Origin of the sequence: Streptomyces griseorubiginosus, assembly GCF_001514195.1 — a bacterium.
GTDB lineage: Bacteria > Actinomycetota > Actinomycetes > Streptomycetales > Streptomycetaceae > Streptomyces > Streptomyces griseorubiginosus.
In genome coordinates, this window is the sequence record NZ_KQ948736.1 from 809,723 (window position 1) to 821,557 (window position 11,835).

Sequence of the window (11,835 nt, forward strand, 5' to 3'; positions counted from 1 at the left end):
CAAAGGGACCAGCGTCTCAGGCCGTTGTCGCAGCCGATCGCCGCGGGCGAGGCTGCTGGGGAGCCGTCGTTCGGGGCGTGGAAGGCCGCGATGACTGCCCGTAGGAATTTCAAGCGCCAGGTGCGTGCCCGCGCCGCCAGGACAGGTGAGTCCTATACGGCCGCTCTGCGGCACTTCCGTCCGACTCCATCAGGAGACATCGTGTCGGAATCAAGGACTCCCAGGAGCGTGCGGCTTGCCGTCGCGCAGACGGTCGTACGAGAAGACCCCCGAGACGTGGAGGCGTTGCGCGAAAGCGGGCGTGCGGTACGTGCGCTGATGCGCGAGGCCGGGGCGCGGGGAGCGAGGATCGTGCACTTCCCGGAGGGCGCGCTCTGCTTCCCGGGCAAGCTGGTCATGTCCGTCGACGGCCCGCACGCGGTCGGCCCCGCGGACTGGAGCCGGTGCCAGTGGCCGGTGCTCCGGGCGGAGTTGGCGGCGATCGCCGAACTGGCCGGCGCGTTGCGGCTGTGGACGGTGATTCCCTCGGTGCACCGTCTGACCGAGCCGCACCGCCCGCACAACAGCCTCTACGTCGTCTCCGATCGCGGTGAGGTCGTCACGCGTTACGACGAGCGCCTGCTCTCGAGGACGAAGGTCTCCTACCTGTACTCCCCCGGCGTCTCACCGGTGACCTTCGAGGTCGACGGTGTGCGCTTCGGTTGCCTGCTCGGCATGGAGATCCACTACCCGGAGCTGTTCACGGAGTACGAGAGGCTGGACGTCGACTGCGTACTGCTCTCCACCAGCGGCACGCCGGGCAACATCACCGCCGAGGCCCAGGTCCAGGGCCACGCCGCGTTCAACGGCTACTGGGTCAGCATCTCGGGGCCGGCACAGGACGGCGTCACCGCCCCGACGGGGGTGGTCGCTCCCGACGGTGACTGGATCGCGCGGTGCCCGGCCGACGGTTCGCCCTCGGTGGCAGTGGTGAACCTGGACGACAGCTCCGAGTCCGCCGCATCGGCACGGACCCACGCGCGCCCCTGGCGCCGGGAGTCCCGCTCGGGCCTCTACGCCGAGCACCAGGTGAACGACCCGCGCAGCGAGGACCGTACGACGGGCTTCTAGCTCAGTAAGGAAACCTGAGGGGTTCGAGCGTTCGGGGCGGCCGCCACTACCTCGAACCCCTCGGATTCCGGCGCACGAGACATGGGCCACGCGCCCCTCATTCGCTCCGGACCTGTCTGCTCGTCGACGTCATGAACTTCCATGTCTCCACGAGCCAGTGCCGCATCCTCCCCATCTGTTGGCAGGTTGCGGTCAAAGGCTCCTCAAGTGCCGGACTCCCCCTCGAACCGGTGGTCGGGTTTTGGACAACGGCTGTACGACCACCTTTCCCCGGAGGATCCGGTGTCAGCACCCACCCGTAAGAGACGATGGCTCGCGATCTGTGCCATCACCGCATCCGGCGTTCTCGTCGCGACACCCGCGGGCGCCGCGTCCGGCAGGGGCCACGCCCCCTTCGGCACCCGCACTCTCACCCAACTCGCCGCCGAGCGTGCGCAGTCCACCGGCATGCTCAGCCCGAACGTGGCCGAGGACGACGACGACGGCAACGAGGCCGACGAGATAGCCGAGGGGGCGGACCAGTACGCCGAGGCGCGCACCTCGCCCGGCGTCGTCGCCCCCGGCGCGTACGGCGCCGCCTGGAGCAGTCTGGCCGATCTGCCCTCCACCAAGGGCAGTTGGCGCAACATCACCGACCTGCCGTACAACTCCGACGATCCCCGCTACCGCGACATCGACTCCAACTCCAGCGGCGGATCCGGCGACGTCACCGGCCGGATGGCCGCGATCGCCGCCGACGACGACGGTTACGTGTACGCGGGCAGCGCGGGCGGCGGTGTCTGGCGGTCCGGGCGCGGCGGCGGGCACTGGAAGCCGATCAGCGACAGGCTGCCGTCCCAGTCCACCGGCGCGCTCGCGCTCGACGGCGCCGGCAGGCTGTGGCTGGGCACCGGCGAGGCGACCACCAACGCGGACGCCTATCTCGGCAGCGGCGTATACGTCCTGTCCGACCCGCACCACGGCACCTTCTCCACCCGCAGCCGGGTCGGCGGCGACGAGCTGGAGTCCACCACCGTCCATGAGCTGCGCTTCGGCGGCGGCAAGGTGTGGGCGGCGACCAGCGAGGGTGTCTGGAGCCACTCCACGAAGACGCTGAAGGGCTCCTGGAAGCTGGAGTTCGCGCCCAACCCCGACTACCTGCCGGGCGGTTCGCTGGCGCACGACCCCGCCGCCCCGTACAAGAACATCACCAACGACATCGCGATCGACCCGAAGGATCCGGGCAAGGTCGTGCTCGCCGTCGGCTGGCGCAGCGGTGACGACTACAACGGCTTCTACACCAAGGTCCACGGCACCTGGACCCGGATCACCAGCGGCCTGGGCGACCTGCCCGCCGACGCGGACGACGTCGGCAGCGTCACCTTCGCCCGCTCCGCCGACGGCTCCCGCTACTACGCCATCGACCAGTCCCCCGAGCAGCTGAACGACAACCCGGACAGCGGCCTGGAGGGCATCTACGTCTCCAAGTCCGGCGCTCCGACCGGCCCTTGGACGAAGATCGCCGACTACAAGGGGCTGGCCGCGTCCGGTTCCGCGCTGACCGGCGCCGGTTACATGCCGGGCGTGCAGGCCTGGTACAACCAGTTCCTCACCGTCGACCCCAGTGACCCGGACCATGTGTACGCGGGCCTCGAAGAGGTCTATGAGTCCAAGGACGGCGGCTCCACCTGGTCGACGGTCGGACCGTACTGGAACTTCAACTTCCCCTGCTGGTCCATCGACCCCGCCAAGCAGTCCGGCGACTGCAACCAGACCACCCACTCCGACCAGCACGGCGTCGCCATCGGCCGCTACCACGGCAAGAGCTTCGTGTACGTCGGCAACGACGGCGGCGTCTACAAGCGCCCGGTGAACGGCTCCCAGGACGCCTCGGGGCACGCCACCGACTGGACCTCCCTCAACGACGGCACCATCGACACCCTCCAGTACTACTCGGTGGGCATCGGCAAGGACCTCGACCACGGCGGTGTCTCGGTCACCGGCGGCCTCCAGGACAACGGCCAGTCGATGCTGCGCAGCAACGACAAGGTGATGGGCTCCAACTTCGGCGGCGACGGCGGCGACACCCTCACCGACCCGGCCAACGGCTGCAACATCGCGCAGGAGTACGTCTACCTCGCCATCCAGGTGACGCAGAACTGCGCGGTCAACGACGGCAGTTGGATCACCGACCCCAGCAAGGCCACGTCGTACGGGGTCGCCCCGCCCGACAACGCCACCGGTGAGGCGCGTTTCATCGCCCCGCTCGCGGCCGACGCGAAGAACAGCTCGACGTGGATCGCGGGCGGCCGGCACATCTGGGTGCAGACCCACGGCTACGCCATCCGCAGCGGCTCCGAGTGGAAGAGCGTCTACGACCTCGGCGAGGGCCACACCGCCACGGCCGTCGCCGCCTCGGGCGGCAAGGTGTACGCGGCCTGGTGCGGCCCCTGCAACAACCAGGGCTTCACCCGCGGCATCGCCGTCGGCAACGCGGACGGCACCGGCTGGCACGACATCGCCCTGCCCGCCACCGGCGCGAACGGCACCGTGCCCAACCGCTACCTCAGCGGTTTCGCCGTCGATCCGAAGAACGCCGACCACGTCTACCTCACGGTCAGCGGCTTCTCCCGGCAGTGGACCGAGGGACCGGGCGCCGGCGTGGGCCATGTCTTCGAGTCGAAGGACGGGGGCACCACGTGGAAGGACGTCTCGGCGAACTTCCCCGACGTGCCGGCCGACTCCGCGGTCGTCACCCCGAACGGCGGTCTCGCCGTCGCCACCGACCTCGGTGTCGTCTACCGGGCGCCGGGCCGCAGCACATGGCAGCGGGTCGGTTCGCTCCCGGCCGTCGCCGTGCTCCAGCTGAAGCTGAGCCCCGACGGCCGCACGCTGTACGCGGCCACCCACGGCCGCGGCATCTACACCATCCCGGTGAGCTCCTGCGGCTGACGCACACCGTTCGGTGACGGAGGGGTGGCTCCGGATCTCCGGGGTCACCCCTCCCGCGCGTACGGCGTCACCGTGACGGCGAGCGTGAAGCCGACGCCCCCGGTGCCCGCCAGATCCGGTTCCTTCGCCGACACGGTGATCTCGGCGCTGCCGCCCCGGGTCCCGGCGGCCCGCAGCGAGACGTGCGCGGTCCCGTCGGCGGCCACCTGCCGGCCGGTCACCAGGACGAGGGCGGGCGCCGAACTCCGTACGGCCGTCCACCGCTTGCCGTCGGTACGGGGGCTCAGGACCAGGGAGACGACCGTGCCGGGCCGTACGCACACCGGCCGCCGGACGGGATCGCCGGGCGAGACGGTGATCTGCGCCCGGCCCGCGACGCAGCCCGCGCCCGACGCAGGGGGCGACGAAGCCGAAGCGGACGGCGCCTGCGACGAAGGGGGCACCGAGGACGACGTGGCGGTGGGACTTCCGGCCGGCGTCCTCCCCGAAGGGCTCTCCGAGGGACCCTGCGGCGCCGAGCCACCGGTGTCCGAGGTCCCGCACCCGGCCAGGACTCCCACCAGGGCGATCACACACCCCCCGATCCGCCACCACCGCATCGCCGCACCTCCGACCGTTCACCTGCCACCAGCATGCTCCGCGGGCCGCCGGAACCGCAGAGCCTTACGGAGGTGTGACGTGGTGGCGCTGTTCCGGGATCCCGGGCCGGCGCGGACCTAGCGTGGCCGTATGCGTGTACTGGTCACCGGCGGTGCCGGGTTCATCGGGTCCCATGTCGTCACCGCGCTCCGGGAGCGTGGGCACGAACCTGTCGTGTTCGACGTCCGGGAGGACCCCGGGGCGGACGTGCGGGATCCGGCGGCCGTCCGGCGCGCCCTGTCCGGCGTGGACGCCGTGTGTCACCAGGCCGCGAAGGTGGGCCTCGGCAACGGTGTCGCCGACGCGGCGGACTACGCCTCCCACAACGACGTCGGCACGGCCGTCCTGCTGGCCGCCATGGCGGAGACGGGCGTACGGCATCTCGTGCTGGCCGGGTCGATGGTCGTGTACGGCGAGGGACGGTACGCGTGTCCGGAGCACGGGGTGGTGCGGCCCGGGCCGCGTGCCGTCGCCGACCTCGACGCGGGCCGTTTCGAACCCGTCTGCCCCGCCTGCGGTGCTCCCCTCTCCCCCGGGCTGACCGGCGAGGACGCCCCGGTCGACCCCCGGAACGTGTACGCGACGACCAAGCTCGCCCAGGAGCACCTGGCCGCCGCGTGGGCCCGCTGCACCGGCGGTTCGGCGGTGTCCCTGCGGTACCACAACGTGTACGGGCCCGGGATGCCGCGCGACACCCCGTACGCCGGGGTCGCCTCCTTCTTCCGCTCGGCGCTGGCCCGCGGGGAGGCGCCCCGGGTCTTCGAGGACGGCGGGCAGCGGCGGGACTTCGTCCATGTGCGGGACGTGGCCGCGGCCAACGCGGTGGCACTGGAGGCCGCGACGGCGCCGGGCGCGATGACGGCGTACAACACCGGCAGCGGCGACCCGCACACCGTCGGCGAGATGGCGAGGGCGCTGGCCGCGGCGTACGGCGGTCCCGTGCCGGTCGTGACCGGCGAGTACCGGCTCGGCGACGTACGGCACATCACCGCGGACTCCTCGCGGCTGCGGGCCGCGCTCGGGTGGAAGCCGGAGACGGTGTTCGAGGAGGGCATGGCCGAGTTCGCGCGGGCCGGGATGGGCGACGTGCCGCGGCCGTAGCGCCCGCTCCACAGTCCGGTGGTGCTGCCCGTGTCATGAAGCGGCGGCGGGCAGCACCACCTCGAAGCGGCAGCCACCGGGGATGTTGCGCACGGTCGCCCGGCCCTGGTGCGCCTCCACGATCCCGCGCACGATGGCGAGACCGAGGCCGGCCCCGGCCGGCGGCGTCCGGGCGTGCGTGCCGCGCCAGCCGGTGTCGAAGACCCGCGGCAGGTCCTCGGGCGGGATGCCGCCGCAGCCGTCCGTCACCGACACGACCACCCCTTCGGCGGTGCGCTCCGCGGCGATGGCGACGGTGCCGTCGGCCGGGGTCCGGCGGATGGCGTTGACCAGCAGGTTGCCCAGGACGCGGCTCATCTCCTTGCCGTCCACCTCCACCGGCACCTGCTCCACGCGGCCGCCCACCAGCCGCACCCCGTGTTCGCGGGCGAGCGGATCGGCTCCCGCCAGCGCGTCGCCGACCAGGTCGTAGAGGGAGACGCGGGCGAGGGCCAGAGGGAGGGTGCCGGCGTGGATGCGGGAGAGTTCGAAGAGGTCGCCGACCATGTCGTTGAGGCGTTCGACCTCGGTGCGCATCTGCCGCAGATAGCGGCCTGGGTCGGTGGCGACCCCGTCCTCCAGGGCCTCCGACATGGCCCGCAGTCCGGCCAGCGGGGTGCGCAGGTCGTGCGAGATCCAGGCGACGAGTTCCCGCCGGGAGGTCTCCAACGCCCGCTCCCGCTCCCGGGATTCGGCGAGCCTCGCACTGGTGGCCGCCAACTCGCGGCTGAGCGCGTCCAGTTCGGCGGTGGCGGGCTCGGCCGGGGCGGTGAAGGCGCCGCCGTCGCCGAAGGAGCGGGCCGCCACGGCCAGTTCGTGGCTGCGGGCGACGACCCAACGGCCCAGCAGCAGGGCGGTGATCAGGGAGACGACGGCCGCCATGGCGACGACGGTGGTGACGACGGTGAGGTCGTGCGGGGAGAGGAACATCGCCCAGGCGACGGCGAGGGTGCCCGCGAGCATCGCGACGACCCCGACCGCCGCGATCACGGTCAGCGAGGCGGTGAGCGAGCGGCGCCGGATCAGCCGCAGCGCGGCCGCGCCGACGAGACCGGTGACGGCGGCTCCGGCGAAGGCGTAGAGGGCGATGAGGAAGGTGTCCCGCATGATCACTCCTCCCCTGCGGCCGGAGGAGGAGTCACGGCGGGGTCGGACTCCGCGGCCGAATGCGGCGTCACGGCGGAGTCGGACTCCGCGGCCGAATGCGGCGTCACGGCGGGGCCGGACTCCGCGCCGGCTCCGGGGCCGTCGGCCGATCCAAAGCCTGCCGGTTCAAAGCCTGCCGGTTCAAAGCCTGCCGGTTCGAAGCCGGCCGGTTCGAAGCGGTAGCCCACGCCCCACACGGTCTGGATCAGCCGGGGCCGGGCGGGATCGTCCTCGACCTTGCCGCGCAGCCGGCGGACATGGACGGTGACGGTGGACAGGTCGCCGAAGTCCCAGCCCCACACCTCGCGCATCAGGTCCTCGCGCCCGAAGGCCCGCCCCGGGTGCCGCAGGAAGAACGAGAGCAGGTCGAACTCCCTCAGGGTGAGGGCGAGTTCGGTGCCGTTCTTGGTGGCCCTGCGGCCTGCCGGGTCGACGCTCAGCCCGGCCGCCGTCAACCGCCGCCCGGTGACGGCCGGACGGCTGCGGCGCAGCACCGACTCCACCCGCAGCACCAGTTCGCGCGGGCTGAAGGGCTTGGTGACGTAGTCGTCGGCGCCGACCTCCAGGCCCAGGATGCGGTCGTCCTCGTCGCCGCGGGCGGTGAGCATGATCACCGGTACCGGGGCGTGCGCGCGGATGCGGCGGCACACCTCCAGGCCGTCCATGCCGGGCAGCATCAGGTCGAGGACGACGAGGTCCGGCCGGTGCGCGGCGGCCCGGGTGAGGGCCGTGGGGCCGTCGTCGGCGCGGTCGACGAGGTATCCGGCGCGGTCCAGGTAGCCGGCGACCACCTCGGCGACGGTCGGGTCGTCGTCGACGACCAGGATCCGGGGCGAGGCGTCCGGGGGTCCGAGGGGTGCGTACGACTGCTGCATGCTCCCAGCCTGGCACCGAGCCGCCCGTGATGCGGTCGCCGGGCCCCCCGGGGGCCTGCGACGTCCGCGTTTCGTAAGGAGCGGCGGTCCGGTATGTCCGCTTCGCGTTCGTAGGGTGAAAGCCGTGACGACGACACCTTCCGACGTCGATGTGGTGCTGCCCTGCCTGAACGAGGCCGAGGCCCTGCCCTGGGTCCTCGACCGGATTCCGCCGGGCTGGCGCGCACTCGTCGTCGACAACGGTTCCACCGACGGTTCTGCCGCGATCGCCCAGGCGCTCGGCGCGACCGTCGTGCACGAGCCGCGCCGGGGCTTCGGCGCGGCCTGCCACGCCGGGCTGCGGGCCGCCACCGCCGAGGTGGTGTGCTTCTGCGACTGCGACGCCTCCCTCGATCCGCGGCTGCTTCTCCCCTTCGTCCGCGCAGTACGGGACGGCGAGGCCGATCTGGTGCTCGGACGGCGGCGCCCGCAGGGGCGCGGCGCCTGGCCCGCGCACGCCCGCGCCGGGAACCTCGCGCTGGCGCGGATGCTGCGCCGCCGCACCGGGCTGCGCCTGCACGACCTCGGGCCGCTGCGAGCGGCCCGCCGTGAGCCGCTGCTCGACCTGGGGCTGACCGACCGGCGCAGCGGCTATCCCCTGCAGATGGTGGTGCGCGCCGCGGACGCCGGCTGGCGGATCGCCGAGCACGACGTGCCGTACCTGCCGCGCACCGGGGCCTCGAAGGTCACCGGCACCTGGCGGGGCACCTGGCAGGCCGTACGGGACATGAGCCGGGTCCTGGCCGAGGCTCCCGTCGAGGCACCGGCCGTCGGAAAGGGGGTCCGGTGACCACCCTCCTCGTCATCGCCAAGGAGCCCCGCCCGGGCCGGGTCAAGACCCGGCTCACCCCGCCGTTCACCCCCGAGGAGGCGGCGTCCCTGGCCGAGGCCTCGCTCGCGGACACCCTGGAGACGGTCGCGGCGACCCCGGCCACCCGCCGGATCCTCGTGCTGGACGGGGAGCCGGGACCCTGGCTGCCGGCCGGGTTCGATGTCGTACGACAGTGCGGGGGCGGTCTGGACGAGCGGCTGGCGGACGCGTTCGCGCGGTGCGCGGGGCCGGCGCTGCTGATCGGCATGGACACCCCGCAGGTGACGCCGGAGCTGCTCACGGCGGACTGGGCGGGCTGCGACGCGTACTTCGGCCCGGCCGAGGACGGCGGCTTCTGGGCCCTCGGCCTGGCCGCACCCGACCCCGCCCTGCTGCGGGGCGTGCCCATGTCGACGCCGCTGACGGGGGCCGTGCAGCGGGAGCGGCTGGTCGGGGCCGGACTGCGGGTCCGGGACCTGCCCCCGCTCCGGGACGTGGACACGGCGGCCGACGCGGAGGCGGTGGCGGCCCTGGCCCCACGAGGCCGGTTCGCGGCGCGGCTGGCGGGGTGCGTGGGGAGAGCCGCGGCGGACGGCACCGGTGAACCGGCGGTCGCCCTGTCCGGCGCGAAACCACCAACCACTCCACCCGGCACGGAACCCCCGGCGGTCCGTCGATGAGCGGGACGTCCGCCACCGCCCGGGGCGCCGCCTGGGCCGCTGCCGACCCCTACGCCAGCGCCCTCCGTGCCGGCCGGGGCCCTCTCTTCCTCCGTCGGACCGACGGCTGGCTGCTGCCGCTGGAAGTGGAGCGCTGGTGCGCGGAGGCGGACGCGGTCGACCGGGCCGTGCTCGAACGGTGCGAGGGGGCCGTGCTGGACGTGGGGTGCGGACCCGGGCGCCTGGTGGCCGAACTCGCCACCCGGGGCCGACCGGTCCTCGGCATCGACGTCAGCGAGGCCGCCGTCGAGCACACCCTGCGGCTCGGCGGCCAGGCGCTGCGGCGCTCGGTCTTCGAGCCGCTGCCCGGCGAGGGCCGCTGGGACACCGTCCTGCTCATGGACGGCAATGTCGGTATCGGCGGCGACCCGGGCGCCCTCCTCGACCGGATGGCACAACTCCTGCGCCCGGGTGGTCTGTTGATCGCCGAGACCTCCGCCGTGGACGTCGACGAGCGCGTCCGGGTGGCGGTCGTCGGCCCCACCGGCACCCGCGGCGCCGGTGAGGCCTTTCCCTGGGCGCGGCTCGGCACCAGGGCACTGCTCCGGTACGCGCGCGGCTGGGAGCGGGCAGGTCAGTGGACGGCCGGCGGACGCTGCTTCGCCGCCCTGCGCACCCGCGACCGCAGCACCAGCAGCAGCGCCGAGCCGCCGAACAGGACCGCGGTGATCAGCAGCCAGCGGGCCAGGAACACATCCCCGGGCAGCCCGGTGGCGGAGCGGTAACGGCTCTCCACCATCCCGCTGATCAGCGGGAACCACACGAGCAGCAGCAGCGCGGAGAGGGCGGCCGGTACCCGCACGTACCCCGCCCGCTCCCGGCGCGTACCGAGCCCCCGCAAGAGCGCCCGGTCCAGGGCCGCGTACAGCGGCAGCAGTACGAGGTCGTGCAGCAGGGCCGCCCCGACGAACCACAGCGCCACACCGAACCAGTCGTCGTCGAGGAGCCGTACGCCCGCGTACCCGGCCAGCGCGAACGAGGCGGCGAGCAGCAGGAGTTGGAAGGGGCTGCCGACAGGGATCCGCGGTCGCATCACAGGTCTCCGAAGGTCATCCGGGCCACCCACTTGGTGTTGAGCACACCGGGCGCGGCGGGCACGATGATCCGTGCCGGGTGGCCGTGGTCGGGGGACAGCGGCTCGCCGTTGACGAACAGGGCGAGCAGGGAGCGCGGGTCGGCCACCTGGTTGGCGCGCAGGGCGGCCCGCCGGAAGGAGCCGTGCCGTTGCAGGGACTCCACGAAGACGTCCGGCGGATCCTCCTCGTGGCCGACGAGCGCGGCGAGGTCCCGCAGCCGCACCCCGCGCCACCACTGGTCGGCGGTCGACCACCCCTCCACGCACGCGATGGGCAACGCCGAGCTGTGCAGCGGCAGTTGGAGCAGCTGGGCCCGGCTGAGCCGGACCGTGCCGGTGCGTCCCGTCACGACGAGCCGCCACGCCTCCTCGTCCCGGTCCGCCGCGGTGATCCCGGCGTAGGCGGCGGTCTTGTTGATCTGGAAGCCGTTCGGGCCGGTCCCGGGTTCGCCGCCGCCGTGCGGTGCGAGGAGCGCGGTGCGGCGCAGCGGGCCGCCGAGGGTCTGCCCGACGGTGGTGGCGAACAGCAGCAGCGAGCCGCCCCCGACGAACCAGAGGGCACCCCGCCGGGAGACGGTCGGCTCGGCGGGACGCGGGGACACCAGGTCGTTCTTCTCCTCCGGGGCCCCGCGCAGCCCCCGCAGATTGCGCAGAGCGGCCGGCGTCTTCAGTACCGCGTGGGCCAGGAACGCGGCGAAGAACACCCAGGCCCCGTAGAAGTGCAGACGGTAGAAGGAGCCCGGGAAGACGTAGTCCAGCTGGACGTTCAGCACCCCGGTCACGAACTCGAAGAGGGCACCGCCGACCAGGACCAGCAGGGAGATCCGCTCCAGGGCGTGAGCGAGCGAGCGGGCCGGCGGCAGGGTGAACAGCCTCGGCACCACCGACCACAGCTTGGCGAGCAGGACCGGGATCAGGGTGATGCCGAGGGTGACGTGGACGCCCTGGGTGAACCGGTACAGCCAGTGCGGGTCGGTCGGCCAGGCGAAGAGGTAGAAGCCGAGGAGGCCCTTGTCCGGGGTCTTGTCGTTGACCGGCGACAGGTCCGGGTTGTACGCGGCGTACGACAGCAGGCCCGTCACGAACAGCACGGTGATGCCGACGAGCAGGACCAGGCCCAGCACCGAGGTGAACCCGGGGCCGCGCAAGGGGCTGCGCCAGAAGCCGGGGGACGTGGGAAGCCTCGGACCGCGTACATCGTGCGGATCACGTGCATCGTGTGAATCACGTGCATCGCTTGCATCGCTTGCATCGCGTGCATCACGTGCTTCGATTCGGTCGCCTGCGTCATGTCGGTCGCCTGCGTCAAGTCGGTCGCGTGCATCGCGTGGGTCGTCTCGCATGAGCCGA

10 protein-coding genes and 1 pseudogene are annotated in these 11,835 nt (G+C 72.9%); 6 read left to right on the forward strand and 5 right to left on the reverse strand.

The window, feature by feature from the left end; all coding sequences use genetic code 11:
• Positions 1 to 228: 228 nt before the first annotated feature.
• Complete coding sequence (locus AQJ54_RS16265; protein WP_248845361.1) at positions 229 to 1,110, forward strand: carbon-nitrogen hydrolase family protein; 882 nt, start codon at positions 229 to 231, stop codon at positions 1,108 to 1,110.
• A 282-nt stretch (positions 1,111 to 1,392) separates the two neighbouring features.
• A complete protein-coding gene (locus tag AQJ54_RS16270) occupies positions 1,393 to 4,041 on the forward strand; it encodes a beta propeller repeat protein (protein ID WP_062238026.1) in 2,649 nt (882 codons plus the stop codon).
• Positions 4,042 to 4,085: 44 nt separating this feature from the next.
• On the opposite strand, the gene AQJ54_RS16275 is transcribed toward AQJ54_RS16270, so the two are convergent.
• Positions 4,086 to 4,484 (reverse strand): acetyl-CoA synthetase, encoded by a 399-nt coding sequence (locus AQJ54_RS16275; RefSeq protein WP_248845362.1) that lies wholly within the window; start codon positions 4,482 to 4,484, stop codon positions 4,086 to 4,088.
• Between the two features lie 286 nt (positions 4,485 to 4,770).
• On the opposite strand from AQJ54_RS16275, the gene AQJ54_RS16280 reads away from it, so the two are divergent.
• Positions 4,771 to 5,781: an NAD-dependent epimerase/dehydratase family protein gene (locus tag AQJ54_RS16280; protein WP_062238028.1), complete on the forward strand. Its 1,011-nt coding sequence runs from the start codon at positions 4,771 to 4,773 to the stop codon at positions 5,779 to 5,781.
• A 33-nt stretch (positions 5,782 to 5,814) separates the two neighbouring features.
• Here AQJ54_RS16280 and AQJ54_RS16285 read toward each other — a convergent pair whose 3' ends face one another.
• Positions 5,815 to 6,927 (reverse strand): sensor histidine kinase, encoded by a 1,113-nt coding sequence (locus tag AQJ54_RS16285; RefSeq protein WP_062238030.1) that lies wholly within the window; start codon positions 6,925 to 6,927, stop codon positions 5,815 to 5,817.
• 2 nt (positions 6,928 to 6,929) lie between these two features.
• The gene (locus AQJ54_RS16290) at positions 6,930 to 7,841 is read right to left on the reverse strand and encodes a response regulator transcription factor (protein ID WP_248845363.1); all 912 of its coding nucleotides are present in this window, start codon (positions 7,839 to 7,841) and stop codon (positions 6,930 to 6,932) included.
• 115 nt (positions 7,842 to 7,956) lie between these two features.
• Between AQJ54_RS16290 and AQJ54_RS16295 the strand changes: the two genes are divergently transcribed.
• From AQJ54_RS16295 to AQJ54_RS47765, 3 genes and pseudogenes are all read left to right on the forward strand, one after another.
• A complete protein-coding gene (locus AQJ54_RS16295; protein WP_062021437.1) occupies positions 7,957 to 8,670 on the forward strand; it encodes a glycosyltransferase family 2 protein in 714 nt (237 codons plus the stop codon).
• Positions 8,667 to 9,371, forward strand: a complete 705-nt coding sequence (locus AQJ54_RS16300) for a TIGR04282 family arsenosugar biosynthesis glycosyltransferase (RefSeq protein WP_079069873.1) — start codon at positions 8,667 to 8,669, stop codon at positions 9,369 to 9,371. Before AQJ54_RS16295 ends, AQJ54_RS16300 begins: the two co-directional genes overlap by 4 nt.
• Positions 9,368 to 9,808, forward strand: a pseudogene (locus AQJ54_RS47765) (class I SAM-dependent methyltransferase); the annotation flags it as partial. The gene AQJ54_RS16300 and the pseudogene AQJ54_RS47765, both read left to right, overlap by 4 nt.
• A gap of 176 nt (positions 9,809 to 9,984) precedes the next feature.
• Here AQJ54_RS47765 and AQJ54_RS47770 read toward each other — a convergent pair.
• Entirely contained in the window at positions 9,985 to 10,443 is a 459-nt protein-coding gene (locus AQJ54_RS47770) for a hypothetical protein (RefSeq protein WP_388422489.1), read from the reverse strand.
• Complete coding sequence (locus tag AQJ54_RS16310) at positions 10,443 to 11,828, reverse strand: molybdopterin-dependent oxidoreductase (RefSeq protein ID WP_079069912.1); 1,386 nt, start codon at positions 11,826 to 11,828, stop codon at positions 10,443 to 10,445. The genes AQJ54_RS47770 and AQJ54_RS16310 overlap by 1 nt, the downstream gene beginning before the upstream one ends.
• Positions 11,829 to 11,835: the final 7 nt, after the last annotated feature.